This window comes from Variovorax sp. GW823-FHT04B03, assembly GCF_058796495.1.
In genome coordinates this window covers 327,830-353,051 of the sequence record NZ_JBXAIT010000005.1, presented here as the reverse complement: position 1 = coordinate 353,051, position 25,222 = coordinate 327,830, and the positions used below count along the sequence as shown (strand labels likewise).

General features: G+C 66.0%; 35 protein-coding genes. 2 read left to right on the top strand and 33 right to left on the bottom strand.

What is annotated here, in order from left to right:
• Window positions 1-5: 5 nt before the first annotated feature.
• From AC1RAD_RS22700 to AC1RAD_RS22670, 7 genes are all read right to left on the bottom strand, one after another.
• Window positions 6-2,135 (bottom strand): replication endonuclease, encoded by a 2,130-nt coding sequence (locus AC1RAD_RS22700; protein WP_492737331.1) that lies wholly within the window; start codon window positions 2,133-2,135, stop codon window positions 6-8.
• 7 nt (window positions 2,136-2,142) lie between these two features.
• Entirely contained in the window at window positions 2,143-2,505 is a 363-nt protein-coding gene (locus tag AC1RAD_RS22695) for a hypothetical protein (RefSeq protein WP_492737329.1), read from the bottom strand.
• Between the two features lie 4 nt (window positions 2,506-2,509).
• The gene (locus AC1RAD_RS22690; RefSeq protein WP_492737327.1) at window positions 2,510-3,127 is read right to left on the bottom strand and encodes a hypothetical protein; all 618 of its coding nucleotides are present in this window, start codon (window positions 3,125-3,127) and stop codon (window positions 2,510-2,512) included.
• 111 nt (window positions 3,128-3,238) lie between these two features.
• Window positions 3,239-3,634 carry an Ogr/Delta-like zinc finger protein gene (locus AC1RAD_RS22685; RefSeq protein WP_487847544.1) on the bottom strand — a complete coding sequence of 132 codons (396 nt, stop codon included), beginning with the start codon at window positions 3,632-3,634 and terminating at the stop codon, window positions 3,239-3,241.
• The gene (locus tag AC1RAD_RS22680; protein ID WP_492737325.1) at window positions 3,631-3,843 is read right to left on the bottom strand and encodes a hypothetical protein; all 213 of its coding nucleotides are present in this window, start codon (window positions 3,841-3,843) and stop codon (window positions 3,631-3,633) included. The genes AC1RAD_RS22685 and AC1RAD_RS22680 overlap by 4 nt, the downstream gene beginning before the upstream one ends.
• A 46-nt stretch (window positions 3,844-3,889) precedes the next feature.
• Window positions 3,890-4,099 carry a hypothetical protein gene (locus tag AC1RAD_RS22675; protein WP_447779391.1) on the bottom strand — a complete coding sequence of 70 codons (210 nt, stop codon included), beginning with the start codon at window positions 4,097-4,099 and terminating at the stop codon, window positions 3,890-3,892.
• 41 nt (window positions 4,100-4,140) lie between these two features.
• Complete coding sequence (locus AC1RAD_RS22670; protein ID WP_447779390.1) at window positions 4,141-4,311, bottom strand: hypothetical protein; 171 nt, start codon at window positions 4,309-4,311, stop codon at window positions 4,141-4,143.
• A 134-nt stretch (window positions 4,312-4,445) separates the two neighbouring features.
• Here AC1RAD_RS22670 and AC1RAD_RS22665 point away from each other — a divergent pair, with 134 nt between their 5' ends.
• Window positions 4,446-4,787, top strand: a complete 342-nt coding sequence (locus tag AC1RAD_RS22665) for a helix-turn-helix domain-containing protein (RefSeq protein ID WP_095747183.1) — start codon at window positions 4,446-4,448, stop codon at window positions 4,785-4,787.
• A gap of 102 nt (window positions 4,788-4,889) precedes the next feature.
• Entirely contained in the window at window positions 4,890-5,480 is a 591-nt protein-coding gene (locus AC1RAD_RS22660; protein WP_492737322.1) for a hypothetical protein, read from the top strand.
• 21 nt (window positions 5,481-5,501) lie between these two features.
• Here AC1RAD_RS22660 and AC1RAD_RS22655 read toward each other — a convergent pair whose 3' ends face one another.
• The 26 genes from AC1RAD_RS22655 to AC1RAD_RS22530 all read right to left on the bottom strand — a co-directional run bounded on the left by AC1RAD_RS22655 (window position 5,502) and on the right by AC1RAD_RS22530 (window position 25,171).
• Entirely contained in the window at window positions 5,502-6,659 is a 1,158-nt protein-coding gene (locus AC1RAD_RS22655) for a contractile injection system protein, VgrG/Pvc8 family (protein WP_492737320.1), read from the bottom strand.
• A gap of 4 nt (window positions 6,660-6,663) precedes the next feature.
• The gene (locus AC1RAD_RS22650) at window positions 6,664-7,149 is read right to left on the bottom strand and encodes a phage tail protein (protein ID WP_447779382.1); all 486 of its coding nucleotides are present in this window, start codon (window positions 7,147-7,149) and stop codon (window positions 6,664-6,666) included.
• Between the two features lie 8 nt (window positions 7,150-7,157).
• A complete protein-coding gene (locus AC1RAD_RS22645; RefSeq protein WP_492737318.1) occupies window positions 7,158-9,821 on the bottom strand; it encodes a phage tail tape measure protein in 2,664 nt (887 codons plus the stop codon).
• A gap of 21 nt (window positions 9,822-9,842) precedes the next feature.
• Complete coding sequence (locus AC1RAD_RS22640) at window positions 9,843-9,968, bottom strand: GpE family phage tail protein (protein ID WP_447779378.1); 126 nt, start codon at window positions 9,966-9,968, stop codon at window positions 9,843-9,845.
• A gap of 8 nt (window positions 9,969-9,976) precedes the next feature.
• Window positions 9,977-10,402 (bottom strand): phage tail assembly protein, encoded by a 426-nt coding sequence (locus AC1RAD_RS22635; protein WP_492737317.1) that lies wholly within the window; start codon window positions 10,400-10,402, stop codon window positions 9,977-9,979.
• A 56-nt stretch (window positions 10,403-10,458) separates the two neighbouring features.
• Entirely contained in the window at window positions 10,459-10,980 is a 522-nt protein-coding gene (locus AC1RAD_RS22630; RefSeq protein ID WP_492737315.1) for a phage major tail tube protein, read from the bottom strand.
• Window positions 10,981-11,006: 26 nt separating this feature from the next.
• Entirely contained in the window at window positions 11,007-12,203 is a 1,197-nt protein-coding gene (locus tag AC1RAD_RS22625; RefSeq protein WP_492737313.1) for a phage tail sheath protein, read from the bottom strand.
• Window positions 12,204-12,209: 6 nt separating this feature from the next.
• Entirely contained in the window at window positions 12,210-12,593 is a 384-nt protein-coding gene (locus AC1RAD_RS22620; protein WP_492737312.1) for a phage tail protein, read from the bottom strand.
• A gap of 2 nt (window positions 12,594-12,595) precedes the next feature.
• The gene (locus tag AC1RAD_RS22615; RefSeq protein ID WP_492737310.1) at window positions 12,596-14,068 is read right to left on the bottom strand and encodes a phage tail-collar fiber domain-containing protein; all 1,473 of its coding nucleotides are present in this window, start codon (window positions 14,066-14,068) and stop codon (window positions 12,596-12,598) included.
• Between the two features lie 108 nt (window positions 14,069-14,176).
• Entirely contained in the window at window positions 14,177-14,932 is a 756-nt protein-coding gene (locus AC1RAD_RS22610; RefSeq protein WP_492737309.1) for a hypothetical protein, read from the bottom strand.
• Between the two features lie 9 nt (window positions 14,933-14,941).
• Entirely contained in the window at window positions 14,942-16,291 is a 1,350-nt protein-coding gene (locus AC1RAD_RS22605; protein WP_492737307.1) for an SGNH/GDSL hydrolase family protein, read from the bottom strand.
• Window positions 16,288-16,974, bottom strand: a complete 687-nt coding sequence (locus AC1RAD_RS22600) for a phage tail protein I (RefSeq protein ID WP_492737306.1) — start codon at window positions 16,972-16,974, stop codon at window positions 16,288-16,290. The genes AC1RAD_RS22605 and AC1RAD_RS22600 overlap by 4 nt, the downstream gene beginning before the upstream one ends.
• Window positions 16,971-17,870 carry a baseplate assembly protein gene (locus AC1RAD_RS22595; protein WP_492737304.1) on the bottom strand — a complete coding sequence of 300 codons (900 nt, stop codon included), beginning with the start codon at window positions 17,868-17,870 and terminating at the stop codon, window positions 16,971-16,973. The genes AC1RAD_RS22600 and AC1RAD_RS22595 overlap by 4 nt, the downstream gene beginning before the upstream one ends.
• Before the next feature lie 8 nt (window positions 17,871-17,878).
• Window positions 17,879-18,211: a GPW/gp25 family protein gene (locus AC1RAD_RS22590; protein ID WP_492737302.1), complete on the bottom strand. Its 333-nt coding sequence runs from the start codon at window positions 18,209-18,211 to the stop codon at window positions 17,879-17,881.
• On the bottom strand, window positions 18,208-18,999 hold the full coding sequence (locus tag AC1RAD_RS22585) for a phage baseplate assembly protein V (protein ID WP_492737300.1): 792 nt from the start codon (window positions 18,997-18,999) through the stop codon (window positions 18,208-18,210). Before AC1RAD_RS22585 ends, AC1RAD_RS22590 begins: the two co-directional genes overlap by 4 nt.
• A gap of 100 nt (window positions 19,000-19,099) precedes the next feature.
• A complete protein-coding gene (locus AC1RAD_RS22580; RefSeq protein ID WP_492737298.1) occupies window positions 19,100-19,564 on the bottom strand; it encodes a phage virion morphogenesis protein in 465 nt (154 codons plus the stop codon).
• 2 nt (window positions 19,565-19,566) lie between these two features.
• Complete coding sequence (locus tag AC1RAD_RS22575; protein WP_492737296.1) at window positions 19,567-20,052, bottom strand: phage tail protein; 486 nt, start codon at window positions 20,050-20,052, stop codon at window positions 19,567-19,569.
• 3 nt (window positions 20,053-20,055) lie between these two features.
• Window positions 20,056-20,589: a DUF2514 family protein gene (locus tag AC1RAD_RS22570; RefSeq protein WP_492737294.1), complete on the bottom strand. Its 534-nt coding sequence runs from the start codon at window positions 20,587-20,589 to the stop codon at window positions 20,056-20,058.
• Window positions 20,586-21,215 carry a glycoside hydrolase family 19 protein gene (locus AC1RAD_RS22565; RefSeq protein ID WP_492737292.1) on the bottom strand — a complete coding sequence of 210 codons (630 nt, stop codon included), beginning with the start codon at window positions 21,213-21,215 and terminating at the stop codon, window positions 20,586-20,588. The genes AC1RAD_RS22570 and AC1RAD_RS22565 overlap by 4 nt, the downstream gene beginning before the upstream one ends.
• A gap of 31 nt (window positions 21,216-21,246) precedes the next feature.
• Window positions 21,247-21,435 (bottom strand): hypothetical protein, encoded by a 189-nt coding sequence (locus tag AC1RAD_RS22560; RefSeq protein WP_492737290.1) that lies wholly within the window; start codon window positions 21,433-21,435, stop codon window positions 21,247-21,249.
• Window positions 21,432-21,929 (bottom strand): hypothetical protein, encoded by a 498-nt coding sequence (locus tag AC1RAD_RS22555; RefSeq protein WP_492737288.1) that lies wholly within the window; start codon window positions 21,927-21,929, stop codon window positions 21,432-21,434. Before AC1RAD_RS22555 ends, AC1RAD_RS22560 begins: the two co-directional genes overlap by 4 nt.
• On the bottom strand, window positions 21,910-22,296 hold the full coding sequence (locus AC1RAD_RS22550; RefSeq protein WP_447779350.1) for a hypothetical protein: 387 nt from the start codon (window positions 22,294-22,296) through the stop codon (window positions 21,910-21,912). Before AC1RAD_RS22550 ends, AC1RAD_RS22555 begins: the two co-directional genes overlap by 20 nt.
• 7 nt (window positions 22,297-22,303) lie before the next feature.
• Window positions 22,304-22,516, bottom strand: a complete 213-nt coding sequence (locus AC1RAD_RS22545; protein ID WP_447779348.1) for a tail protein X — start codon at window positions 22,514-22,516, stop codon at window positions 22,304-22,306.
• Window positions 22,517-22,518: 2 nt separating this feature from the next.
• Entirely contained in the window at window positions 22,519-23,016 is a 498-nt protein-coding gene (locus AC1RAD_RS22540; protein ID WP_492737286.1) for a head completion/stabilization protein, read from the bottom strand.
• Window positions 23,017-23,127: 111 nt separating this feature from the next.
• The gene (gene gpM / locus AC1RAD_RS22535; RefSeq protein ID WP_492737284.1) at window positions 23,128-24,057 is read right to left on the bottom strand and encodes a phage terminase small subunit; all 930 of its coding nucleotides are present in this window, start codon (window positions 24,055-24,057) and stop codon (window positions 23,128-23,130) included.
• A gap of 94 nt (window positions 24,058-24,151) precedes the next feature.
• Complete coding sequence (locus AC1RAD_RS22530) at window positions 24,152-25,171, bottom strand: phage major capsid protein, P2 family (protein WP_492737282.1); 1,020 nt, start codon at window positions 25,169-25,171, stop codon at window positions 24,152-24,154.
• Between the last annotated feature and the right edge of the window lie 51 nt (window positions 25,172-25,222).

Genomic DNA, 25,222 nt, shown 5'->3' with positions numbered 1-25,222 from the left:
GTGGATCAGTGGCCAGCTGCCGCGAGGGCGCGCAGGCGGGGGGCGGAAGCCTTGACGCGAGCGATCAAGGCGGCGAACTCGGGTGACGAGGCGTCATCGATGGCGCGGGGCGCCGGCGCTGCGGGCGCAACTGGGCGCACTTCGGCCTGGCGAATCAGTGCCGCGGCTGCGGCGATGCCCGCATCGGGCATGCGGAAGGTCGTGCGCTCGCCGTCGACGACGTGGATCTGCTCGTTCGGTGGCGCCGTCGGTGTTCGCCGCCCTGCTCGGGCGGGCCGGAATGGCTCCAGCGGCAGGATTTCTTCCGAATCGAAGGGCATGGCCCACGGCCGATCACCCTGCATGAGCTGCCGCAGCGGCTCGCGCGTCAGGCGGGCCGTACAGTTATTGAAACGAGTCCAAGGGCGGCCCATCGCTTCGCGCTGGGCCTTGTCCTGCGCGGCTTCGCCGGCGCAGGAAGCCCACGATTGCCGACGGCTCACGAGCCAGTTTCCGGCCTTCGTTTCGACGCCCACCACGGTCTTGCGCGTGATGGTTTCGTCATAGACGTTCTTGCAGCCTTCGTTGACCCGCACGGCGGTGCGAAGCATCCACTCGCGGCGCTTGCGGCACATGCCGCCCTGGGCACCCACGTACCGCTCCCACGATGCCTGCAGGTCGCCATGCTTGTGGCATGCCCACCATGCCTTCACGGCGGCGGCGTCACCGAAGTCGAGGCGCAGCTGTGCGCGGTCGATCTGGTCTTTCGTGACACGGCGCATTTCGCGCCACACCGTCACGCTCGGCTGTCCGATGGCTTGGAACTGCCGGATGCCCCAGGTGCTGGCCCAGGCATCCACGCGCTGCCAGCCCTTGAACTCGCGCGTGTCCATCACGTGCTCGAAGCCGTCGATGGTGTCGGTGTGCTGGCCGACGCCGGCATCGCCGCCATCCTCCGCGCCGATGTTCTTGGCCACGTACTTGGCGACATAACCAGCGGCGCCACCGCGCGTCATGGCGATGAACTTGCACCGGTTGCGCACGGCGCCCGGCTCGTCGCCCGCATCGCTGAGCCAGTAGCCGCTGATGATCTCTTTCGCCAGCTGGGCCTGCTCGGGCGTGGTGAACCACAGCAGCGCGTGCCAGTGCGGGCATCCGTCGTGGTGCGGCTCTGCCACGCGGAAGCCATAAGCCGCCACGCCCTTGCGTGCCATCTTGGCGCGGGCCTTGGCCCACATGCGGCACAGCCACTGCTGTGCATCGCGCGGGGAGTCGCCTTCGTACTTGTTGTTGCGCGACGGCTTTGACCAACGCGACTTCCCGCCCGACAGCACCGCATGGAACCGGCTCGGGCAGGTAAGCGTGAGGAACAGCCCGTGATGCCCGTTGGCGTCGGCGAATTCCTCGCAGCCGCGAATGCGCGTCATCAGCTCGCCGCGGCGGATGTCACGATTGCTTGGCGAGAGCGCGGCCAGCTCGGACAGGCTGTAGACCTGGCCGGCTTCGTTGCGCATCTTCACGCGCTTCAGCAGATCGGCATTGCGCTTGTTCTGGTCGACGCGTCGGCGGCATGCTTCGTCGCTGGCATAGCCGCCGTTCTTGTGGTGCACCACTCCCAGCTTGATGGCCGCATGCTCAACCGTGCGCGCCACCTTCTTGCGTAAGGCGCGGCGCCACCATTGCTCATTCACCGCGCGCGCGATCAGCCCCTCGGGCGTCGTTGCAACCGGCTTTTCCACACCGATGCGCTCGCAGTAGTCGAGCACGATGTCGAGCCTGTCCTGCTTGCTCATCGGCAACGCGTGGCCGTTGAGCATGTCGTCGAGCGCATTGGCGCAGCGCCGCGCACGCGCACACACCTCGCCGTCTCCCACCGTCCAGTGCAGGATGTCCTGGTGCTCGTGCTCGAAGGCACGCATGGCATCGACGCGCCCCAGGTTCCAGCTGACCCAGTCCGCGCCCATGGCCTTCACCGAGGGCTTGAGCGGCATGATCACGTCGAACGCAGGCACCCACTGCGGCGGCAGTTCCTTGCGCAAGCGCGCATCCATTCGGCGGGCGACCTTCGCGACGTGCTGGTCGTTCGGAAGGCTGGAGCGAAGCCGCATCCAGAAGACTGGATCGGGGGTGGCAGGGCGTGCAGTGACGAGACGCATGGGGTGCCTACAGCGTCAAAGCGCTGAGCGCATCAAGGTCGCGAATCCACGCGCGCAGCGTTGCGCGGATCGCGCTCCGCTCGGCATCGGGGAACTCGCGCCAGCCTCGCCGCAACGCGTCATCCGGGTCGGCCATGCCGGCCTCGGTGAGCACGAAGAAGCGCAGCATGAGCGGCAGAGCCCGCCATTCGTCCTCTTCCAGCAGCGCGCGCCGCTGGCCGAAAGCGATGACGACGCACTCTTCGCGCAGCTTCGCGAGCTTGGCCGCGTGGCGGGCATAGAACGGGTTCGGTTTGCCATCGGGAATAGGCGCTGGTGGCTTGGGCTGGCCGTGGAACTCGTGGTGTTCGGGCGTCTCGGCGCAGTCCATGCCATCAGGAAGCGCACGCGGTGCGAGCAGCGCCCGCGTTGGCAGCGTTCAGCGGCGTGCCGGTGTCAGTGGCTGGGTGTCGGCCCTGCGTGGCGGCCGTGATGTGGCCGGCCTCGATCGCGTCGATGACCCACTGCCGCATGCAGCTGGTTTCGACCGCGCGCTGTCCGTGCATGAAGATGACGCGGTCGCGGGAGATCTCCGAACCGTCTGCATGGACGTCGACCACGCGCCAGCCGGCGGCCAGCAGCGCATTGGCGACCGCGTTCTGTGTCTTGGGGTCGCGCCAGCTCGAAAAGGTGTCGCCGGCCTTCAGCACCACGGCGTTGACACGGCGCCCATAGCCGCCGAGACGGTGGCTCGCGTAGCTCAGGCGGACGTCGGTGACGTCGAGATAGGCACCGTCGGCGCGGGCGGCGCGCACGATGGGGTCGAGCGCGGCCAGCTTGTCGGCCACGCGCCGGATGTCCGCCAGCCGGGCGGCGTGTCGCTCGTGCTCCTGCAACAGCACGCGATCCAGAAGCGGCAGGCGCTCTGCCTCTTCGCGTGTAACTTTCGCCAGCTTGGGAACGTCGATGCGTTGCGCAGGCTTGTCGGTGAAGCGGCGGGCGGTGAGGGACATGTCTTCGGCTCCTGTGACGGAAAAAAGGCGTGAGAGGGGCCGCACGCCTTGAAAAAGGCGCGTGGCGGTGGGTCGGTGAGGGCAGGTGCGCCGGGGAGGCGCGGGACTAGATCAGTCCGGCGGGGCGGCGGGCATGGCGCTGCTGACGCCCCAGTCGCTCAGGGGCGTGTGCAGGTTCGCGAGATAGGAGGCTTCGTCGTCGGCGACGTTGCCTTCGTCCGCCAGCTGCAGGGCCAGCTGGCCGCGGCGGATGTGCCGCGAAAGCGGCAGCGAAACGTCTGCCGCGGGGATGCTGGAGAGCACCAGCACGCGCTGAAATTCCAACGTGGCGACACCGGTGAAACCGCACTGCCAGTTGCGGCAGCGGTAGGTGATCTCGCGCATGGTCTTGCTCATCGCGCGGCTGTCGCATGCAACGCAGCGCGTGCCGCAGTGCGGGCACTCGATGGTGATGCGCATGTAGCGGTTGCTGGCGTCAGCCGCCTGCTCGTGTTGGCACGCGTTCATTGCGGCTTTCCTCCTGATGTGACCAAACGCGGGCCGCGGCGGCGGCCGGTGACGTGCTCCACGCCCTTGCGCAAACGCACCTTGGCAAGCCACACCACCACGTCTTCGACGCTGTCCAGTCCCTGCGCCCGGCGCACCCGTTCGAACACTGCGTGCTCGGCGTCGGTCAGGTTGATCTGGTGGAAGCACGTCATCTTTTCGTCAGACATTCGGCGGGGCTAAGGCTGGCTGCAAGCCGCTTTTGAGCGACTGGCTTTAAACCGCGGTGCGGGGCAGACTGCCGTCGGCCAAAGGCTCACGGCTGACGCCGAGCAGCTCTTCGGCCTGGCGCAGGGCCAGCTCGCGGATCAACGTCGTGGGCTGCTCGCCCAGGTAGTCGGCCAGGGCGCGCAGCAGCTTTTCCTCGTAGTCGTCGAAACGCACGGTGAGGCGGTTGTCGCGGATGCGCTTGGGATCGGGGTACATCGTCGAAAGTCCTTCGGGCAAAGGCGTGGTGGTGTCGGTGGTCAGGTGGAGGCGCTGCGGCTGCGGGCCAGCTCGGCTTCGTACTGCGCGAGGCCCAGCAGGTAGACGCGACGCGCAAAGTTGGCGACGGATCGCCCTTCGCGGCTCGCGTGGGCTTGGGTCCGCTGGTGTTCGGCGGGCGGCAGGCGCAGTGCGACAGGTACTTCGCGCACCAGACGGATGTCTGGTGGGAGAGAGGGGCGTCCGCGGCGGGGGGCAATGGTGGCCATATGGTTAATATGGGAACTCGTTAATGTGGTGTGCGGTGGATTCTGAGCATTAAAAGGCTCGGAGTCAAGGGGTGTATGTGTCTTTTGATGCTCATTGCGGCGACAGGCTGCGTGAAGAGCGTGATCGTCTCGGCCAGTCCCAGCAGGGCTTGGCTGAGCTGATTGGCGTTCAACGGGCGATGTTGAGTCGCTACGAACGCGGGCTTGTCGAGCCGGGTGCAGGCGTGCTCATGAAGCTGGCGGGCGCCGGCGTCGATGTGAGCTATGTGCTTTTTGGTGCTCATTCCCCGGCCGCCCGGACGTTGACACCCGAAGAAGCCGCCCTCTTGGACAACTACAACGCCGCCGACGAGCAAGGACGCGCCGCGGCGCGCAGCGTTCTTGATGCGCTCGCGCAACCGAAGAGGGCCAACGGGTAAGTTGGGACTGATGGTCGCAACGCTTGTCCGCTGGGTGTTGATGACGATGAGGGAATCCGCGACCGACGCGGGAGATTAGGAGGATCGATGCGGAGAGCTTTCTTGGTGCTGGCAGTCGCCAGCGGTCTCGCGGGGATGAGCGGGCCGGTGCTGGCGCAGGTTGCAACGCTGGGGAAGGCGGCCACGCCACCCATGTTTGCGAACGCAGAGAAGGCGTTCGACGAACTCGGCGACTACAGCGTCGAGCTGGGCCAGGTGAAGATACTGAAGCAGTCTCCGCTGCAGGTGCAGATCAATGCCGAGGTCGAGGCTGCAACGGTGAGGCAGTTCCCTTCGGCGATGGTCGATCAGATGGCCGAGGTGTTGGCCTACGGGCTGTTCCGCATGTTCATCCACACCAAGGTGAACGAGGTCACGGTCACGGCCCTACCCGTGCTCCAGACCATCAGCGACAAGGGCACGGCCGAGAAAGCGCTGAAGGACAAGTCGGTTCAGGTTCGCATGACCCGTGCGCAGGCCGAGAAGGTCGCACGCGCAGTGATCGGCGTGCAGAACCTCAATGACCTCGTGACCAAGGAATTGATGGGCTGGGGCTGGTCGAAGCCGATGCAGAACGCTCTGGGCGCGGGCGGGCGTGGGGTCGATCCATCCTTTCTCAAAGCACTCGGCCTGCAAGTCAATCGGCCGAAGTAACGCGGAGCCAGTCGCGCTCCCTCATTCTTCGGTGCCGGCGCCTTCCTGCCCTTCGACGCCCTCGGCCTGCTCAGTCTCCAGCGTGAGCTGGCTGACGTAGCCGCCGCCGTCGAGCGAGTGCCGCACGCGGGCAACGATCCACGGCGTCTCATCGATCTGCCGTTTGTAGCCCGCCACGCGCGCGGGGCGCTGCGGCGTGATGTCGGCGCGGCCGTAGGCGAGGGTGATCTCGAAGTCGAAGATCCCGCGCTGGATGCGCAGCCATTCGGCCCGAGCAGCCGCCAATGCATCCGCCTCGCTCGCGAAGGTCGTGCGCAGTTCCTTCGCTCGGCCGCTGATGCCTGCGACGACGGCGCTGCGGTTCCCGGTCTTGATGTTGGTGTACATCGCGCGCACGCCGCTGTATGCGTCGCGGTCCGCACGGCTCCACCGGTGTTGATCGCCGTCCTGGCGCGTGATGACCACGGGCGCCAGCACCTTGCCGCTTGCCGTGCGCGCCGCGCGCGCCTGGCTGAATAGCAGCTTGCCGCCCTTCACCGTGCAGAGACAGTCGTAGGTCTGCGCGAGCCGGCGCAGAAATGAGGCGTCGGACTCGCTGAGCTGGTCGGCGTGCTTGACCTTCCGCGCCGCGATGGCCTTGTCGACGGTCGCCTCGATACCGTTGCGCTTCGCCACGCTGTTGACGATGGCGCCGACGGTGGTGTCGTGCCAGGACTGGTCGCGCAAGCCGCGCAGGGTGTCGAGCAGGTTGGCCGCCCTGGCGCGGATGGTGATGGTGTCGGGCGTGCCGGCGTACTCCACCGCCTGCACGGTGTACCGGCCCTTGTCGACCAACCCGACCGGGAAGCCCATGTCTTCGGTGGTGAACTGCCGATACGGGGCCGCGGCAGGCTCGGCGCGCCATCCGATGGCGACTTCCACGGTGTCGCCGGTTGCCGGCAGCTCGACGGCGCCGTCGTGGTCGCTGACGACGAGTTCGATTTCGTCGGCATCGTTGGCCCGGTCATCGGTGATGGTCAGGCTGACGAAGCGCGGCTGGATGCGCTCCGACACGTTGGCGCCGTTGACCGTGATGCGCCAGATCGGCGTGAGGTGCGCGGCGGGCCGCCGGCCGTAGTTGCTGGCGCCGCTGACGGTGACGGTGGGCAGCGTGCCGGCGATGGTGTCGACGTCGGACATCGGCTCAGTCGCCGCTCACGCCCAGCGCCTGGCCAAGGGTGCCGCTCGCGTCCTGCAGGATGGCGCCCAGGTCGCCCATGGCGTCGGAGATCAGCTGCTGCGCGACTTCCATCTCGTCCTGATCCACGCGCTGCAGCGTGACGCTGAACTCGATGCGGCGCGCCTCGCCGTTGGAATGGAAGAGCGTGCGGGTTTCCTGCAGTTCGGTGATGACGAACGCGCCGTAGATGGTCCCGGTGCCTTCGACCAGCACCCAGGCCGCGCCCTGGTCGGCCATGAGGCGCAGCACCGTGAGGCTCGCGGGGATGCCCGCGAACTCGGGAATCACCACGCCATTGAGCGTGATGATGTCGTCGCCCGGCCCGAGGTACTGCATGGCGTTGCGGGCACCGACGAGCGCCTGCGACGCGTGCTTCCAGCTGCTGCGGCGCTGCAGCTCCTGATAGCTCAGGGTATCGAGGGTGAAGACGAAGAGGCCGAGGCACAGCATGGCAGCGTTCAGTTGTCGTAGTCGATGAAGGCGCCGCGCATACGGGCCCGCTTGTCGGCGTCGCGCTTGTCCAGCTCTGCGCGGATGGCGCGGGCGAGGGCTGGCGCATCGCCGCCGGGCGCCGCGGTGATGTGGATGGTGATGGTGTCGCCCTGCACCACCACGCCGGCGCCCGAGCGACCAGCAGCCGAAGCGGACAGTGGCGGGCGGCTGTCGAAGCTGCCGGCCGCGAGCGGAAAGTCGCCGGCCATCGCAGGCATGGCCCCGGCCGCGGCACCGGCGAGCCCGAGCGCCGCGGCCCGCAGCATGGGACGGCTGCGGTCGATGCCGATGGCAGCGCCCTCGACGATGTTGTCACCGGCTTCCATGAACACGCGCGACGGGCTGCGGATGCCGAGCTTTTCCTTGAACCAGTTGACCGTGGATTCGGCCGCGCCACTGATGGCCTCGCGCACCACGCCGAGCGCGGTGGTGATGCCGTTGACCATGCCTTGCATCATCTGCCCGCCGAAGGTCGTGAACTTCGCCGGCAGCTCAACGCCGAACCACTGCATCACGGCGGCGAAGGCCCGATAAAAGAGCCCGATGGGCGACCAGTTGAGGATCGCCGCGCTCACGGTCGCAAGCGCAGCGGGCACCGATCCCCCGAGGTACTGCCAAAACGACGAGAAGGCCCCCTTCACGCGGTCCCACAGGTTGGAGAAGAAGCCGTTGATCGGACCCCAGTACCTGTAGATCAGAAACGCCGCGGTGGCGATGCCTGTGACTGCGAGGCCGATGGGATTCAAGAGCAGAGCGCGGCCAAGCCACATGACCGCCGACGCGGCAAAGCCGAGCGTCCGCGTGAGCAGCCCGAGCACGGGCGCCAGCACGGCCGCCTTGACGCCGAACAGCCCCAGGCCGTAGCGCACCACAGCAAAGGGGCCGAGCAGGGCGGCGGCGCCCAGGCTGAGCGCGCCGAAGCCCGCGGCCAGCAGGCCGACCCAGAGCACGGCCTTGCCGATGTAGGAGGCGAGCATGGGGTTCTCGCGGGCGAAGTTTGTGATGCCCTGCATGGCGCTTGTCACCGTGTCGAGCAGCCCGAGGTACGTGGGCAGGATCGCACGACCTGCCTCTTGCATTGCATCGTGGAAGCGGGCCATCGTCTCGACTTCACGGCCACCGACCATGGTGCGTGCTTCGGTATCGAGCTGATCGATGCCGAATGCGCCGGCGTTGAGCTTTGCGTTCTTGTGGATCTGCTCGCGCATCTGAAACATCATGCCGAACAGGCCCGAGGCCGTGCGGTTGCTGAAGATGCCGCCGATGGCGTCGAGAACCTGCTTCTCGCCGGTGATGCCTTTCTCTGCCAGCGTGGGCAGCAGCACCTTTTCCATCCACTCGAATTGGCTCTTCTGGAACAGCTCTGCGCCCTTGATCGCACCGACGCCGAGCTGCGCGATCTGGCCTGCCTTGTCGTGCGTGACCTTTGACGGGTCGGCGATCAGCCCGAGCGATTCCATCATGTTGGCCGCGCGCTTCGTGGTCTTGCCTTGGTACACGTTCTGGTAGGCCGACATCGTCGCCGTACCCACGCGGTTGCCGCCCATCGCCTGCACCAGCGGCTCCAGCTGGTAGTACATCGCATCGTCGCGCAGGCCGCGCGCGGCCAGGCCGCCGGTCTTGAGGAAGTCGAGCCACTGCGTTGAGTCCACGCGGCCACCGGTGGCCGTGATGACGCGCTGGACCATGTCGGCTTGCTTGATGAAGTCGGCCTCGCTGTTCAGGCCGTTGCGCGCCTCGATCACCTTCAGCATGTCCATGAACTTCGCTTCGTTCTCCTGCCCGTTCTCGGCGCCGAAGACGGCCTTGTTCGCGAATTTCATCTTGGCCAGCGTGGGCATGACCATCTTGGCGTGGTGCACGTCGGCGAAGGCGGTGGTGGCGTCCAGCATCAACCCCATGTTGTCGTTCATGCTGGTGCCGAAGGTCTTCATGCGCTTGGCGTACTCGATGGCCTGGGCGGTGTCTTCCGGCTTCAGGCCGAGCGCGGCAATCCGCGTCGTGCTGGTGTCGAACTCGCGGATCTGGTTCAGCGGCTCTGTGACGGCGCGGCGCACGCCATAGCCGGTGGCCAAGCCGCTGGCGCCCGCCATGGCCAGGTGGCCGGCCGTGGTGCGTGTGTTGTTGAAGCCTTGACGCAACTGCGCCTTGCGCGCGCTGACGTTGGCCAGGGCTTCGAGCCGCGCCTTCTGCTGCGCAATGCTGGTGTTGGTCGACGTGATCTCGCTGCGCAGCCGGCTCTGATCGGCCGTGAGGTTCTGGATGCCGCTGGCGGTGGCCGCGGTGCGCAGCTGTATCAACGAGCGGCGCTGCTTGTCGTAGGAGGCGGTGGCCTTGTCGACCTGCACCTGCAGCGCACGCGCCTGGTCGCTGTTGGCGCCGTAGGTGCGCGTGACGCTGTCGAGGTTGGTGCGCAGCACCTTCAAGGCATTGCCCTGGCTGGCCAGCTCGGCCTGGTGCTTGCGCAGGCCCGTGACCTGTGCGGCCTGGGCGTTCAGCATCTTGAGCGCGTCGCGCGCCTGCTTCAGGCCGGCCGCCGCGGCGCGGCTCTGCTGGTCGAGCGGTTTGAGTTCCGCAGCCGCCTTGGCGGCCCCGGCCAGGATGAGCTTGAGAGTGAGCGGGGATGCCATGGCGGTGGTGATGCGTGTGTGTCAGTCGTCGTGCTTGCTCGGGGCGTAGCGCCGGCGGGCGCCCTCGCGCCGATCCATCAGCTCGGCCAGGCTCATGCTTTCCATGTCGACCGGCCGCCAGTGGAAGACGAACGCCAGGTCATCCATGGCGTCTTCTACGTGGTCGACAAGACCGCGTCCCGCACGGCTTTCTTCAGCAAAAAACTGATGACCACCCCCCCGGCTTCGGAAAGGTCAGCCGGATCGAGCTGCGCGCATTCGTGCGGGGTGAGGCTGGGCAGCGTGATGCGCGGCAGCAGCTTGAGCAGTTCGTCGGCGTCGGCCTGGTGCAGGCGCTGCAGCGACAGGCCGCGCAGCTCGCCCGCGTTGGGCTTGCGCAGGGTGATCTCGGCGATGGTGGTGCTTCCGCGCTGGATCGGCACGTCGAGCGTGATCGTGTTGGGGACGATGGCCGCCGGCGCGGGTGGCGCCGCGACCGCATGCGAGTGGGCGCTGCTTTCGCTGACGCTGGAAGTGTGGACGTGATCGTTGAGGCTGTGGCCGTGGTTGCCGGCGTCGGTGGTCTGGTGGGCGTGGTTCATGGTGGAGTCTCAGAGGGTGGAAGGTTGGGCGGCGGGCGTGTTTGGCGATGGACGCGTCAGAGCGAGACGCCCATGCCGATGGCGAAGCGGATGGCGCTGTAGACGTCGACGCCGCCGGTCTTGAACACCATCCCAGGGACGTCGATCTCCAGCAGTTCTGCGCCGTCGACCGTCACCTTGTAGTAGCTCAGCGCGACCTTGAAGTCATGGTCGTTGTCGTCGCCGGCCTTGGCTTCGTTGGGGTTCCACTCGGTCACTCGGCCGCGTGCGATGACTTCCACGGCACTGACGATGCCGCTGGCGTCTTCCTGATAGGCACCGGCAAAGCGGAACACATTGGCGCCGACCGCCTGGCCGCCCAGCATGGTGATGAGTTGCGTCTTGAGGCCACCGGCCTTGATGCCAAGCTCGAGCTTTTCGTGGCCGAGGTCGATCTCGACTGGGCCATGCATGCCGCCTGCGCGGTATTCCTCGACCTTCTTGGTGACGGTGGGCAGCGTGACGCTGGGAATCTCGCCGATCCAGCTTTCGCCGTCGCCGAAGAGCGCGAAGTTCTTGAGTTTCTTGGGAAGGGCCATGGTGTGCTCCTATGCGGTGGTGTCGATCACGCGGCCTGGACGGCGGCGGCGAAGTTGGCGAGGAAGTCGTCGGTGATGGTCTGGTTGAAACCCAGGTCTTCCAGCGGCGGCACCGGCGTGTAGCGATAGCTGATGCGCAGTCGGCCCTGGGCCAGCTCTTCCTTGGGGTTGAGATCCGGGTTCAGGAAGGCTTCGAAGCCGATGAGATAGCCGCCGTTCACGAGGTCACGGCCCTTGGCGTTGATGCTGGCGAGCATGTCTTTCACCAAGCTCGGGTGCATCGGTTTGTCGACGAAGCTGAAATGCGCCTCGGCGATGGTGTCGGCCAGCACCTGTGCGGTGCGGGTGTAGTTCTCGAAGAAGAACTTGCCGCCCTGGGCTTCGGTGGTCCGGTTGCCCCAGAAGCGATAGCCGCTTCGGTTGATGATGGTCGTGACTTCGAGGCTGTTGAGGTAGGTCGTGTCGCTGCTCGGGCTTTGCAGGTCGAAGAAGACGTCGCTCGTCATGCCCTGCGGCCCGTTGACGACGATGTTGGAAAGCGTCTTGTGCCAGCCGATCTGCTGGTCGATCTTGGCGCGCAGACCCAGCGCGTAGGCCGTGGCAGGCACCGCGTCGGCTTCGTTGGTCGTGACGTTCCAGGCAAGGAAGTTCGGCCAGATGACCATCAGCTCGCGCTTGCCGAAGGCGGCGCGGTAGGTGGTCGCCTCTTCCTTGGTGGTCGCGTAGGCCATGCCGTCGGCCTTGCGCGCCGCGACGTAGCCGAAGCCGCGCAGTTGCTCGGCGACGGTGCCGATCTCGATGGCGACCGCCTCGGTGTCCAAGCCGGGCGCGCCGATGATCCGCGGCTTGACACCCAGTTGACCCTGCGCAGCAAGCAACGCCTGCAGGCCAGTCTTTTGGCCGGCCGCGGTGGTCGTGCCGATGACGTTGCTGGTGGTGGCCGCATCGTCGGCGCCCGGCTCGACGCGCACGACGATGGTGAGCGCCTGCGACTGCTGGCTGATGGCCTTGAGTGCCTGCGCCAGGGTGCCGCTGGCGCCGGCCTTGCCCACGCTGCCGGCCGGGTTGGTCAGCAGCACGGGCGTGTTTAGCGGGAACGCGTCGACTTCGGCCGCGGGCGCGGTGGCGACGATGCCGATGATTGCCGTCGAGATGACGCGGATGGTGGCGCCGCCTTCGTCGACTTCGAAGACGCGTACGCCGTGGTGGTATTCGGTAGGCATGTGTGGCTACTCCTGATTGGAAGTGGTGGCGTTGATGAGGTCCGAAACGTCGGGGTTGGAAGCGAGGAAGGCGGCGAGCTTTTCGGCCGCCGTCGGCGCGGCCGTGATCGTTGCGGCAGGGCGCGCGACGAGTTCCCATCTATGGCCATCGTGGCGCGGCCATTTGTCTTCAGGCCATCGCACGAAGCAGGTGAAGAAGCCGCTGTCGTTGCGGGTGACGGTCATCCAGTCTTCCGGCATGGGGTCGATGACCGCACCGCTGGGGACGTGATAGACGCCCTGTCCGCGCTCTGCGATGGATTCGAGTGCGGGCACGACGTCGATGAACAGGCCCGCGCCGTTGAGCTGGAAGGCGGGGACGCGGTCTGTGGGGTCGAAGGTGTCGGGCATGGTCAGAGGGCGCGGATGATGGGCACGTAGGCACGGGCGTTGGGGCGCGCGTGAGCCTCGCCGGACGGGTTGGCCGTGGCCGTGTGCTTGTGCAGTCCATTCGGGGATGCGGTGGCTTCGTGTCCGTGGTCGCCCGCTTCGGTCGTTCCCGAGCTGACGATGCCGGCGCCAGCGCCGAGCGTCGCGGGGAACGGGAGCGGCCCGCCGGTCGCGTTGTAGAAAACGCTTGAGGTGTTCAGCTGGTGCGAGTGCCTGCCGCCCGCCTTGACGGAGACCGTATGGTCGTGCCACCCGGCGTTGTCCATGCTCACGCTGTGCCAGTGCGTTTTGTTCTGACTGTCGATCCTGACGCCGAGCGCCATGGCGGGGTCGAGCCCGCGCCCCATGTCCGCACCGCCATCGAAGTGGCCACGGTCATCGGGGAGGTTGAAGGTGGTGAAGCCGTCACCCTCGCCGTAGGCAGTGCCCAGCACGGCGTACAGAGCCGGATACGCGGTGCGGCTGATGGCAGCACCGTTGCGGATGAGCCAGCCCGCGGGAAGGTTCGCGGTTGGCCAATGCGCCGGCATGCCGATGGGGCCAGCGCGATCCGATTCCGCCTTGCTGTACACGCCAAGGTTGGCACGCGCGGTCGCGGCGTTGTCGAGGTCTGACAGGTTCTTGCTGCGCAGTAGCGGATCGGGCGCGTTGCCGGTCGGCTCGTTCTGCGCGGCGATGAGCTTGGTGCCCGCGGGATAGCTCACAGCCAGCGTCAGCCGGCTGGCAATCACGGGGTCTTTAGTCCATTCGTCGGCACGCAGCCGCACGCCGTCGATGTACACGGCCAGGCCGCGCGTGGTGGTGACGGTGAGGTCGACCACGGTCTGAGCTGCGGCGAGAGTCTGCGTTTCTTCGATGGTGTCGACGGTGACGTTGATGGCGTCGATGTCTTGCCAGTCCGCATCGCCATCGGCGTTGCTCTGCTTCGTGAGCACCTGGCCAGTGGTGCCGCCGGGGAACACCACGCCGCCGGTGACGTAGTTGATGACCCAGCTGTGGGTGGCGATGGTGACGTTGGGATCGATCTGCAGCGTGACCGCGTCGACGTTTCCCGGTTGGAAAGCAATGCGGACGGTGAAGTCGTTGGTGGTGCCTTCCTCTGGCAACGGCTTGTAGCTGGCCGGAAGGTTGCAAACCGTGAACAAGCTGCCATTGGCGTCGATCAGCCCGGCCTCTCGCATGGTCCATCCGCCAACCGCTGCGGGAATCACCGCCTCCGCGATGTAGAGGATCTCGTTCTCTGGATCTTGGTAGATGCGGTTGATGGTGCCGCGCCAACGCTCGCGCACCAGCGCAGTCATTCCGACATTCGGATCTACCGCATTGCCACCGCCGTCTCCGACAACAATGGCAACCAGTTCAATGGGGGCGCTTTCAGCAATGGCCCGCGCGGTCTCGCGCAGGCCGTTGGTGGTGTGGATGCTGGTGAACGCCATGCATCCACTGTGCCGACGAATCCACGCGTGCGCGAGGACCGCGGGCCGTGGAGGTGGCGAGGACTGGTGCGCCTCCTCAGGCTCTAGGCGGAAGAGCTATTGCACAGCTCAGCCGAGCCCAATCCCGTGGACAGCTGCGAAGTAATCCTTCAGAAATTGTCCCGTCTTCAGCACCTGGGCGTCAGTCTTGGCCGACCGATAGGCCACCGAAAGACCCTGACTGTTTGGGTCAGCACTCGGGGTGGTGTACGACGATCCAACGCGCAACAGGGCCGACCCGGTATTCACTGGATTCGCGCTCGCGGCCGTCGCACTCGTCCCAGCCGTCAGGTTCCAGATCTTCAACCCACCGGCGGCGTCGACCCGGCCAGCCACCAACGTCCATTGATCACGATTGACCGAGTCGGCCAGCGAAACGATCACAGCCGTATCACCTACGCCAGGAGCCAGCACCGACCGCGATAGAACGAGCGTCAGCTTGTTGTCGCCCGGAGTGCCCCCGGCATTCACCGACAGGCTGATGCCGCGCGAGGACGCATTGGGAGGCGCCACGGCCGGTGAAGCGAAATTGCTGAGCAGGTGCTGAGTCGACTCATTGGTCACCTTGAAAACAGAGAAGTAGGTCGCGTCGGGCCTCTGCGGCGTCTGAGTTTGAACGAACGAGACGCCAGGTTGAAAGGTGGCGTAGCCCGCATTGAAGACAGGCACGCCAACAACACTCGCCACGGCCCCGAAGGGGTGGCTCTTGGCACTGAACGCCGCATTGACACCGAAAAAGTGCCAGTGGTCGAGGTCCACAGCGTCAGGCGGAAGAAAGTAGCCCTCAGGGACATGGCGATCCCCAGCCATCGTGATGCCGGCCATACAGGCTCCTTAAAACTGGTTGTAGTTGAAAACGTTGCGAACACAGCGGGCATAGAACTGCGCCAGCAAGACCATGCCGCTGGTCATCGGATGCAACCCATCACGCAGATGGCGTCCGGGCGAGCTGCCGCCCGGTATCGCGGGCCAGAACTCGAAGTCCTTAAGAATGCCCGTCTGCCGATGGGCGTCCATGACGTGAAAGCCGTACCGACTGGCCATCTTGGTTGCCAAGTCCAGCAGCGGCAGACGCACGGAAGTCTCCACGTCGGCGCGTTGCAGTGGCAGGCCGTAGAAGCACTCCTTCAGGTTCGGCCAGGCCGTGCGCGCCTTCCAAAAGAGGTATCGCATCGACTCTGCAGTCGTCGACATGTCGAGGTCCGCCAGCGATGGCCGGCTCATTGCAGTATCGAAGTCTCCCAGGTGCCCGATGCCATCGTTCGTGCCAGCTGAGACCATCAAAATATCGGGCTGCACACCGTTGGCAATCGCCTGATCGATCTGATGCGACATCTTGAGCCAAGGGCTTTGCCCGTACTCCCGAAAGGATGCACCGCTCTCGGCGTAGTTCTTGAACGATGCCGCTTGCATGATTGCGCGGAAGTAGGTGGGCCAGTTGTCGGTGAGGTTGTCATCGAAATTTCCAGCCGCTGGGTTTCCCGTCTTGGTGATGGAGTCGCCGACGGCTAAGTAATTTCGCCCAGCCCAAGGCGGGACTGCCACCGAGGCGCCAGCGACCCTCTTGGAATCGAACAGCACCCAACCCCATCGGTTCTTGATGACGAAGCCATCTTCAGGGTGATCGCACTCGATGCGAAAACCTGGCGTTTCGAGGTCGCCGTTGTTGTAGAAGCCGCCGTAGACCCAGCGCCAACGGTCCAGGAGCGGCAACACCAATCCGTTCGGGTCGCCGTCGGCGGTGATCAGTTCGTTGATGGCGTCGATTGCACCTTTGCTCGCAAGGCTGAAGTTTCCGAGATAGTCGGCGACGCCGGCGTTGTTCCAGTACACCTCATAAACCTGAGGGTCGCCCGTTCTCTTTAAGAACTGCTGCCCATTCCCGGTGGCCGTCAGACCTTGGGCCGTGGTGCCGTAGGTGTTGCTACCGGCAATCGATGCAGCTGCGCCCGCTTCCGAACGTGCCGCGCTTTGCTCCGCTTGGTCGACCGCTTCGATGAAGTCGCCGATCCTGGTGTCTATTGCACCGGCGGTGGCAGATTTCAGCTCACGGGAAAGCTTGTGGAGATTCGGAAGCTGCCCGCTCTCGGTTTCGATGTCGCCGTCGGGGGCGTTGATGAACTCGTGGAGCGTATCCACGGACAGGCCGAACTTCGAGACTTTGCCGTCGAGTGGAGAGGTCATAGGTCAGTGGGAATGGTGAACTTTTCCGGCATGGACGAAACGACCCCGCGCAGCGTGTCGGCGGCGCCGGCGGTTTCGGCATAGCCACTGGTGGCGCCTTCGATCATGAAATCGAGCGCGCTGGTGCCGTCGTCGTACCTGGGCGTTCCATCGCTGACATTGAGATCCGATCCGCTGATGGCGACCGATGCCCAACGAGGTCCGCCGGTGGAGCGGATGAAGATGTCGATGCCTGCCAGGTGCGAGCGCTTGTTTTTGTATGCCTCAATGACGCGCCGGATCTGCGCCAATTGATAGGCAGTGAACCCGATCTGCTCGGCCTCGATTCGAACCCGAAAGGTGTAGGGATCGCCGGCCGGGCTCTGCTGAAACCATTCCTGTATCTGGGCTGGCAACCCCATCGCTTCCAATGCGCGCTGTACGCCGCCCGGCGTGCCCTTGGTGCGCTTGATCTCCAGCGACTGAGCGATCACCTCGCGCTTGACCTCAATGCTCCATTTGTCATCCCACTCGTCGACCGAGTAGGCGAAGGCGAGCCAGGGCAGGATGTCTGCGGGGCACGCGTAGGGATTCCACACATCGCGCAGTGGCGTGGGCGTATCGGAGATGCGTGCATCGGCCGCGGCGACAGCACGCTCAAGCGCCGTTGCGCTACTTGGCAGCAGGGTGGCGGCGTCGGTCATTCTTCAACCGCGGCCGTGATGGCGATGCCCGAGCAGTAGGCGGCCTGCCCGACGCTCATCATGATGTCGGCCGCCGGCTGCACGAGCGTTGCGCGCAGCACGCCAGGCTGATGCAGCGCCCGATAGTTGCCGCTGATGCTCGGGTCAGCGTCGAGGCGATGCACGCTGTCCGCGTAGGCCTGAGTCGCCGCCAAAGCGGCTTGCCGTACTACTTCCGAGTCGCTGCCGCTATCGACGATGAGCTCAGCCTCGATGGTGTAGTGCACAACGCTCGCGGAAAGCACGCTGACGTTGTCCGTCAGCGGCCGGACTGTTCGACTGGATAGCGCGGCACGCACCTTTTCGATCAGGTCCGAGCCGGTGGTGCCGTCTCCCTCCCGCGAGAGGACGTAGACGACAACGAAGCCCGGAGTGGGGCTGTCGACCGAAACGTCGCGCACCTGGCCGCTCGCTGACAGCGCGTGGTACATGTAGGCGGCTTCGCTGCCAGCCGTGGTGAACGCTTCGAGCCTCAGAAGGATGCGGCGCCGGAAGTCCGCATTGGCTTCCATGACGGCTTCGACCGGCGGCAGCGCCGTGTCGTCGGCCGGCGTGACGATGAGACGCGTGACGCCCCAATTGGCGCCCAGCTGGTCGAGATCACCGTCGACGGCATGGGCGAGCATCACCGCCCGCGCAGCATCGTTGACACGTTGTCGTACGACCAGCTCGCGATAGGAGCTGACCTGCAGCCATTTGTTCAGAGGCTCGGACTCGATCGACAGCACGCTCTGAATGGCGGTGCGCTGAGCCTCGGGAATAGCTGCCAGCAGCTCTGCTTTGCGCTCTGCGAGCAGAGACTCGAAGTCCAGCGGCTCGATGACGTTGGGCGCAGGGATTTGGGAGAGGTCGATCATGCGCCGTCTTACAGGTTGATGGTCGACGTGACGCTGTCACTGCCGCCGAGATCTCGACGCACGATGTGCAGGCCGCAGCGACCCTGCACGTCGACGTTGACGTTGACGCGCTGCACGCGGGTGCGCGGTTCCCATTTCATGATTGCCTGTGCCGTAGCGGCGATGAGGCGCAAGCGGTTGGCCTCGGTCGCCGGGTGGTCGATCAGCTGCGGCACGTAGCTGCCGTAGTTCCGGCGCATGACGCGCTCGCCGATGGGCGTGGTGATGATGTCGGCCACGGACTGGGTGATGTGGGCGCTTCGCCCGATCTGCCGGCCGACGATGTTGGAGACACCGTTCATTGGGGGCCGCCCGACGTGTCGCCGCCCCGCGCCACTTCGCCGTGCACGTGGCCCTGGACGCTAATTGCCCCGGCGGTGATGTCGCCGTCAGCGTGCATGGTGCTGGTGGTCTCGATCTCGCGCGTGGAGTAGATCGGCAGGTTCAGTCGAGCCTCGCCCGTGGCACCCGGCACACTGCTGACGCCCGTGCCCGCCATGCCGCCCATGAAGGTCAGCAGTCCCATCACGGTCACATTGCCCGTGGCGGTGGTCTGAGGCGCGTCGAGCGTGATCTGTTGCGCTTCGAGGGTGATCTGCTGCGAGTGGACGGTCGCGCTTTCGCTTGCGGTGACGTCGGCGGTCTTGCAATGCACGGTGATGGCATCGGGGACCGTGACGTCTGCAGTTCCGTCACCGGGCAGCGTGACCTTGAGCGCATGGGCGCTGTGGTCGTACTCGAAGACGGCGCCGTCGGGGTACTTCGTGACGGTCTTGTTGGCGTCGGCACTCGGCGGCGGATGGCCAGCGGTCGGCAATCCTGCCAAGGCGTATCCGCCCTCGGTGATTCCGCCCGGAGACAGGAACATGACGCACTCGCCAACGGTCGGCGGATTCCATGTGCCCGTGTCTCCGGCCCGCGCCTCGAAGTAGGGACGCCATTGAGTGGTCGCGGTGGGGCTGAGCTTCACGCGCACCAACGGCGGCATAGCGCCATGGTCGACCGCGGCAATGGTGCCCACGCGCACGAGGTTTTCGATCAGTCGCTTCAGGTCTGCGAACTGTTGGTTCGGGTCGGTGGGTCCGGGCATGCGTTCACTGTGCCGGGCCTCTCGCGCGTGTGCGAGCTGCGCTATATGTGCAGGTGGCGGGGACGGTCGCGCGTTGACGAAAGCGCGACGCCGGCGAACTTCAGCCGCCGGCGGTGATGTGCTGCAGCAGGATGTCGGTGATGGCGTCGACGTCGGCGCCGGTGAAGCCGAGCAGTTCACGCTGCGGGTACTTCACGACCGGGCTGCGCGGGCGGCGCCAGTCGACCTTGTCGCGCAGGCCCCGCTGGTGGACGAGCGCGATGCGTGCACTGCGCCCGCCGATTGTGAGAACGGCGGTCCCCGGGGTGGCCGACTTCTTCAGGTGCTTGGCCTGGCGCAGCTTTTCGAACATTGTTCGCCGGATGCTGCCCTTCTTGGCGCGCAGGCGTGGCTTGCGCGGTTCGTAGCCCGACCCGTCAGGGTTGCGCTGTTCGGCGATGCGTTGCGCGTTGCTGCGGCGCATGTACGTCGCGACCTGCACCATGGCTGCGCGCCGGCGCGGCACAGACAGCCCGGCGAGAAGCGGGGCGACCCAGTCGGCAAGGCGGGACAGTTCCTCGGACACGGTCAGCCCTCGATCAGTGGCTGAATGCGCCACTCAGCGGCGAGATCCAGCGCCGTTTCTACTTGGCTTGCATCCGCGAGCAGCGGCTCGCCGATGTGGCGCGTGGTGAGCCGGTTGACGCCGTCCACTGTCGAACCCTGCACGGCCACAGTCTCTGTGAGGTCGATCTCGATGCTGATGTCGGCGGTCACGTGGTCGATGATTTCGGACTCGAAACGAAAGCCCTTTTCCCGCCGGTCTGGGTTGTCGAAGAGGTCGGGCTGATGGCGCTTTAGCCAGGCCACGATGGGCACGATCAACACGTCGGTGCTGTCAGGCCAGTCGGTGACAACGATGTTGACCGTGTACCGGTATTCGAACGACAGGGCCGGCGTGCCGGTGTGCACGATGTTGCCGCGCTCAATGAAGACGGTCAGCTTGTCCGGATTGGTGTCCAGATCCGGGCAGGCGAGGGTGATGTGATCGCGCAGCAGCTGCGGCTTCTTCATGGCTCAGGGCTCGGGTTCATCGGTTGGGCCACTCGGGTATCCCGCAAGGGCGCGATCTGCCCGGACGACGTCGGCGAGTAAGCGGAGCTGCTGGTCTCGCTCGACAACAGTTGCCCGGAGCTGTTCAGCCACGCGTCGGCCGTCTGCAAGACTGGCGTCGAGTCGGGCCGCATGGCTTGCGAGACGGCTGCGCTCAGTGTTGCCGGCCTGGGACATAGCAAGGTACTGAGCTGCGCGGCCCTCGGCGGTGCGCTGCAGGCGCTCAGCACGAGCAATGCGCTCAGCAGCATCAGCAGCGGCAGGGGCGCGTGCAGCCTGATAGGTGTCGACGGCTTCGGTGATCTGGTCGGCATGGGCGGATTCCTTGGTGCGGGTGGTGGTGGCCTGGTCTGCTTCGGCCTGCGCCTGCGTGGTCTTGTCGCTGTCCCATTGCTGCTGCACGCTGGCGGCGCCGTCATTTCGCCCGGTGCCGTAGCCGATGGCGCCCGAGGCGGCAGCGATGAGGACGGCCACGGCGGCCAGCGTGATCTTGTTCATGCGGTCGCCGGCATGGAGAGCAACGCGTCGAGCGCGCGATTGCAGCGGTCGACGCGGTCTGCATGACCCACCATTTCGGGATTGATTCCGCGGGTGACGGCTTCGAGGTTCCATGCGTCAGCGTGGGCGTTGAGGCCGTTGGCCGCCCAGTACCAAGCGCCCGTGAGCGTGGCGCCCTGGTGCTCGGCGACGATGTCGGGCTTGGCTTCGCAAGGCAGGCCGGTGCCGGCGGCGGCGCGCCGATAGTTGCCGCGTCCGGTAATCTGAATGAGCCCCCGGCCGCGGTAGGTCCAGCCGTCGCCCGACTCGACGCCGCCGTTTCCATTGCGGTCGGCGTAGGCGACGTTGGCCATGGCCTTGGGCTGTCGGACGAAGGCGCGGGCTTTCTCGACCGGGCGCAAGGCTTTGAACATCTTGGCGATGCGGACCGGGTCGGTGTAGTACAGGTTCTCTTCGAGTCGCGTGAAGGCGCTGGACTCGTGCCCGCACTGGCCGATGAATGCAGCCATGCGGCGCGGGGTGCCGATGTCGAACCGCTCGAAGGCGGCGGCCAGGTGCGGCAGGAAGGCACGCGCCACGGCGGGCGTGATGCCGGTTGCGATGAGCTGGGCGAGGGTGATGGTCATGGGGTTCGGATCTGGTCAGGACGGGGCGAAGTCACTGGGTTCCACCGGCGCACTGGCCGTAGAGGCGCGCGAGCTTTGCGGTGTAGGCGTCGAGCTGCTGCGCCGTTGGGCGCACCGGCGGCTCTGGCAGCAGGGGGCAGCGGGGCGGGTTGACCGCGACCTGCGTTGTGCAGCCAACGACCAGAGCGGCCAGGATGCAGACCATGGCAAGGCGTTTCATTTCCGGCTCTCCTGCAATCTGAGATTGGTTTCCTGCACCTGTCGCGTTACGAGGGCGGACGGTGCCGCTTGCGGGCGCGTCGCCTGCTGCACGCTGGTGGCGGCGGCGCCGACCTTCGCGGCGGCTGCGCTGGTCTTGTCGGCCGCCTTGCCTGCTCGCAGTGCGGCTTCGTCGACCTTGTCCGCGGCCTCGCTCGCGGTATCGGCGGCCTGCTGGGCGGTCGCGACGGCCTCCTGCACTTGGCTCGCGATAGGCCCGAGGCGGTCGATGGCCTTGCCGAGCAATACCTGCAGGTTCTTGATCTCGCTCACGCGTTCGGCGCGTTCTTGTTGGACGCCGAACCAATGGCCGACGCCCAGCCCCGCGAGCCCGCCAGCGAGGGCGAAGCACGCGATGACGACGAGCATCAAGACGTTCTTGTGACGCTCGATCCAGCGTGCGCGGCGGGCCTCTTTTTCAAGGCTCGCGAGGTGACTATCCGTGATTGTTACCATCGATCTGCCCTCTCATCAGTTCAAGCTCCTGCCGCACTCGCGCGAGTTCGGCGGTCATGGCCTGCAGCTGGCCCCTAAGTTCGCCCAGCTGTTGCAAGGCGTCTCGGAGTTCGCGCGCGAATTGGTCAGCGCGCGTCTCTGCCGCGACGCGCGCCTCGCGCTCGGCCTTGAGCATTTCCTTGTAGACAGAGAGCGCCTGAATCTGGCCATCGGCATCGGCGCCAGACATTCGCTGTTGGTTGCGCGCGAGCATCCAGTAGATGGCGGTGCCCAGGCCGATGATGACCAGAACAACGACGTAGCCGACGAGGCCGAACTTGGCGCCCGCGGCCTCGGCGATGGCGAGAGTGGTGGTGGCTTCTGGCATGGCTGAATCAATCCCAGAGCTGCACGGTCTCGACGCGCGCGGTGTTGGCTGGAAGGTCGGGCAGGATGACTGCGCGGCCGAGCGGAAGGATGGGGCCGATATCGGCGAGTCCTGGGTTCAGCCGATACGCGGCTTCCGTGACGCCGGCCGTGGCACCAAGGTGCCGCAGGCAAAGCAGGTCGACGGTGTCGTGTTGCTGAGCGATGACGGTGCGCGGCATGGCTAGATCAGCTCCACGGTGAGGCGGGTGGTGCCGAGGATGTCGCGCACGGACCATGTGGCATCGCGCCGGTGCTGCTCGGCCTGGCCCTCGCGGGTTTCTTCCTGATCGTCCTTGCGGGCGCGCCCCGTGGTGTCGTAGTCGCTGTAGCGCTCCAGCAGGTTGGCTTTGGCGTGGCTGTAGACCGCGCGCCGGAAGCGCTGCACGTTGATCGACTCGCCGTCGATCTGCAGCGCGGGCACCACGGCCAACGATGCATGGCCTTCGACCTCCCGCTCGGCTGCCCAGATGCTGAGCAGACCGATGGTTGTGGCCATGGCTTCCTGCACGGCGGGCAGCAGTCGCTGCGGCGTGATGGTCCCGTCGAGACGCATTGCGTCGCGCAACTTGGCCAGGTCGATCTCGGGCCACCAGCCGCCGGCCGTGACGATGCCGAGTGGCGCCGGGTCGCTGGGCGGCGTGGTGCGCACGAGGGGCGGGGCGGCGGCGATGAGGGACATGGTGGCTCGGCGGGTGTTGATAGGTGGGCGGTGGCCGTGGCGCGTTGTGGTGAGGGGTCAACCTTTCACGCTGCGCCACGGGCCGCCCGGCACGTGGGGTGCTCGGTGTCGCTACTTTCCGGCCGCACGCTTGCGCGCGGTCGTTGCCTTCTTCGCCGCGGCAGTCTTGCGCGTCGCTTTCGGCGTGGCGGTAGCGGGTTGTTGGGTTTCGCCGGCGGGCGGTGCGTCGGATTTCGCCTCGCTGGCCAGGGTCGCGGCCTTGTCGACCTTGGTGAGCGCACGCTCGATGCGCTCGATGTCTTTCTTTACGCCGGAATTGCTGTCGAGTTCCAGAGCGCGCTGCAGTCGTGCCAGGGCGAGGCGCAGCGCCTCGGGCTCGATGGCCGCGAGGTCGGGCTCGTCGGCCGTCTGCACCTTGCCCAGCGCGGCGTACGCGATGGCCTTGTGCAGCTTGGCACGCGCCTGGTCGGGGGCGTCTTGTTCCGCGGTTATCGCCTCGGCCTCGATGAGTTGTCCGGCGGCCTGCGCACGCGCGAGGTCATGGCCTTCGATGTTCAGCACCATGGCCGCGAGGCGTCGCGTTCCGTCTTCATCGGCCATCTCGACCATGGGCGACCATTGACCTTTGAGGTAGGCATTCGACAGTTCGTCGATGACGATAGCCGCCGGGCTTCGCTTGTAGTCGTCGGCCATCGGCATGCGATGCCGGATGACATAGCCCGCGATCCGCAGACCGAGCGCGTAGGCGCCCGCGTCGAAGGCCCACACCATCAGCGTGGTGAGCACTTGATCCTGCGCGCCGTTTCCGGTGTTGAGGGAGGTGTCGATCCAGTCGAAGTACTCCGGCAACAGGCGAGCTTTCAGCTCGGCGCGGCGCTCGTGCGACTGGATCTGCGAGATGCGTCCTTTGTCTTGCGAGAGCTTGACACGCATGAGCCCGTAGGCGTCGCCCTGCAGCTCGACGCCGTAGGGGCTGGCGGCCTGGGCCTGTTCTTGCAGGATGCGCGCGCGGTGGCGCTGTGCGGGGCTGAGTGGGCGCATGGTGTTGTGCTTGTCTGGTGGGATGAGTGCGCGGGCTGGATGCAGCCCGCGCGGCGGGTTTCGTCAGACGGATGTCTGCCTTTTGGCGCCTGGGTTACGCGGCCAGCTCGATGTTTTCCACGAGCACCGCGCGGCCGTAGTCCTCCACGACGTACGCATCGTTGGACGACTCGTAGTTCTCGATCTGGTCGCGTTCGGGCACGTCCTTGATGTTGCGGCGGCGTGCATCTCGCTGCCAGTACAGCGAGAGGTTGGCCAGAGTGGTCACCATGACTTTGCCGGCCGGGAAGAAGGGGACGGTGACGCCCTGCAGGCCACCCACGCGCTTCTGGCTGATGACGATGTCGGCGGCCAGCGCTTCGGTCGGCGGCTGTTCCTTGTTAACCAGCGGGAAATATTTGTCGTGCATGAGTTCACGACCGACCACGACCACGAGATCCGGGTCTGCCTGGTACCACGGGTCCAGCAGTGTGATGGCGTCGTACACGACCGCGTCGAGGTTGGCGTAGTCGCTGGTAGCCGCGTCGGGTCCGACGATGACCTTGCCGGGCTGCTTGCTGCCCTCGGTCACGACATTGGCCGCTGCGTTCTCGCGCATCTGCTGCAGCCAGCCCTTGTTGACGTCCTGCAGCAGCGGGTTTGCGGCCAGGTCGGTGGTCGCAGCGATGCTGGTGCCGTTCCAGCCGATGCAGATGCGGTCCAGCGCCTGGCGCCGGATGATGGAGTCACGCACGAGGGGCTGGAAGTTGGGGAAGCCGGCCCACGCGTCGAGCTGCGTATAGCGAATGGCCGTGTCGAAGTTGGTCTGCACGCAGCGATAGCCGTTTTCGTCCATCGCCGTGACGTTGCGCGGCTTGCGCGTGCCGTTGCCGGTCGTGTCCGTGCGCCCTGCGACCGGGCCGTTCACGCCGATGCCGATCTTGGCGCCCATCTGCTCGGTCACGCCGACGACGTTGATGCGCTGCAGGAACGCACTCGACTCCTGCATCTTCGATTCGAGGGTCTGCTGCACGCGCGGCACGACGTTGAATTTCTGAACGACGCTGGCAACTTCGTTGATGGTGGCCAGCTGGGCGAAGTAGGCGTCGAGTGCCTGGCGGGTTTCTTTACGCATGATGTTTGCTGCCTGTGTGGTGTTGCGGAAGGGTTTGCGTGGGTGTGGGCG

Excerpts from the sequence above, each read along its gene's own strand:
- AC1RAD_RS22700 (WP_492737331.1), bottom strand. The coding sequence starts at position 2,135 with ATGCGTCTCGTCACTGCACGCCCTGCCACCCCCGATCCAGTCTTCTGG.
- AC1RAD_RS22695 (WP_492737329.1), bottom strand. The coding sequence starts at position 2,505 with ATGGACTGCGCCGAGACGCCCGAACACCACGAGTTCCACGGCCAGCCC.
- AC1RAD_RS22690 (WP_492737327.1), bottom strand. The coding sequence starts at position 3,127 with ATGTCCCTCACCGCCCGCCGCTTCACCGACAAGCCTGCGCAACGCATC.
- AC1RAD_RS22685 (WP_487847544.1), bottom strand. The coding sequence starts at position 3,634 with ATGAACGCGTGCCAACACGAGCAGGCGGCTGACGCCAGCAACCGCTAC.
- AC1RAD_RS22680 (WP_492737325.1), bottom strand. The coding sequence starts at position 3,843 with ATGTCTGACGAAAAGATGACGTGCTTCCACCAGATCAACCTGACCGAC.
- AC1RAD_RS22675 (WP_447779391.1), bottom strand. The coding sequence starts at position 4,099 with ATGTACCCCGATCCCAAGCGCATCCGCGACAACCGCCTCACCGTGCGT.
- AC1RAD_RS22655 (WP_492737320.1), bottom strand. The coding sequence starts at position 6,659 with ATGTCCGACGTCGACACCATCGCCGGCACGCTGCCCACCGTCACCGTC.
- AC1RAD_RS22650 (WP_447779382.1), bottom strand. The coding sequence starts at position 7,149 with ATGCTGTGCCTCGGCCTCTTCGTCTTCACCCTCGATACCCTGAGCTAT.
- AC1RAD_RS22645 (WP_492737318.1), bottom strand. The coding sequence starts at position 9,821 with ATGGCATCCCCGCTCACTCTCAAGCTCATCCTGGCCGGGGCCGCCAAG.
- AC1RAD_RS22640 (WP_447779378.1), bottom strand. The coding sequence starts at position 9,968 with ATGGATGACCTGGCGTTCGTCTTCCACTGGCGGCCGGTCGACATGGAA.
- AC1RAD_RS22635 (WP_492737317.1), bottom strand. The coding sequence starts at position 10,402 with ATGAACCACGCCCACCAGACCACCGACGCCGGCAACCACGGCCACAGC.
- AC1RAD_RS22630 (WP_492737315.1), bottom strand. The coding sequence starts at position 10,980 with ATGGCCCTTCCCAAGAAACTCAAGAACTTCGCGCTCTTCGGCGACGGC.
- AC1RAD_RS22625 (WP_492737313.1), bottom strand. The coding sequence starts at position 12,203 with ATGCCTACCGAATACCACCACGGCGTACGCGTCTTCGAAGTCGACGAA.
- AC1RAD_RS22620 (WP_492737312.1), bottom strand. The coding sequence starts at position 12,593 with ATGCCCGACACCTTCGACCCCACAGACCGCGTCCCCGCCTTCCAGCTC.
- AC1RAD_RS22615 (WP_492737310.1), bottom strand. The coding sequence starts at position 14,068 with ATGGCGTTCACCAGCATCCACACCACCAACGGCCTGCGCGAGACCGCG.
- AC1RAD_RS22610 (WP_492737309.1), bottom strand. The coding sequence starts at position 14,932 with ATGGCCGGCATCACGATGGCTGGGGATCGCCATGTCCCTGAGGGCTAC.
- AC1RAD_RS22605 (WP_492737307.1), bottom strand. The coding sequence starts at position 16,291 with ATGACCTCTCCACTCGACGGCAAAGTCTCGAAGTTCGGCCTGTCCGTG.
- AC1RAD_RS22600 (WP_492737306.1), bottom strand. The coding sequence starts at position 16,974 with ATGACCGACGCCGCCACCCTGCTGCCAAGTAGCGCAACGGCGCTTGAG.
- AC1RAD_RS22595 (WP_492737304.1), bottom strand. The coding sequence starts at position 17,870 with ATGATCGACCTCTCCCAAATCCCTGCGCCCAACGTCATCGAGCCGCTG.
- AC1RAD_RS22590 (WP_492737302.1), bottom strand. The coding sequence starts at position 18,211 with ATGAACGGTGTCTCCAACATCGTCGGCCGGCAGATCGGGCGAAGCGCC.
- AC1RAD_RS22585 (WP_492737300.1), bottom strand. The coding sequence starts at position 18,999 with ATGCCCGGACCCACCGACCCGAACCAACAGTTCGCAGACCTGAAGCGA.
- AC1RAD_RS22575 (WP_492737296.1), bottom strand. The coding sequence starts at position 20,052 with ATGAAGAAGCCGCAGCTGCTGCGCGATCACATCACCCTCGCCTGCCCG.
- AC1RAD_RS22570 (WP_492737294.1), bottom strand. The coding sequence starts at position 20,589 with ATGAACAAGATCACGCTGGCCGCCGTGGCCGTCCTCATCGCTGCCGCC.
- AC1RAD_RS22565 (WP_492737292.1), bottom strand. The coding sequence starts at position 21,215 with ATGACCATCACCCTCGCCCAGCTCATCGCAACCGGCATCACGCCCGCC.
- AC1RAD_RS22560 (WP_492737290.1), bottom strand. The coding sequence starts at position 21,435 with ATGAAACGCCTTGCCATGGTCTGCATCCTGGCCGCTCTGGTCGTTGGC.
- AC1RAD_RS22555 (WP_492737288.1), bottom strand. The coding sequence starts at position 21,929 with ATGGTAACAATCACGGATAGTCACCTCGCGAGCCTTGAAAAAGAGGCC.
- AC1RAD_RS22550 (WP_447779350.1), bottom strand. The coding sequence starts at position 22,296 with ATGCCAGAAGCCACCACCACTCTCGCCATCGCCGAGGCCGCGGGCGCC.
- AC1RAD_RS22545 (WP_447779348.1), bottom strand. The coding sequence starts at position 22,516 with ATGCCGCGCACCGTCATCGCTCAGCAACACGACACCGTCGACCTGCTT.
- AC1RAD_RS22540 (WP_492737286.1), bottom strand. The coding sequence starts at position 23,016 with ATGTCCCTCATCGCCGCCGCCCCGCCCCTCGTGCGCACCACGCCGCCC.
- gpM (WP_492737284.1), bottom strand. The coding sequence starts at position 24,057 with ATGCGCCCACTCAGCCCCGCACAGCGCCACCGCGCGCGCATCCTGCAA.
- AC1RAD_RS22530 (WP_492737282.1), bottom strand. The coding sequence starts at position 25,171 with ATGCGTAAAGAAACCCGCCAGGCACTCGACGCCTACTTCGCCCAGCTG.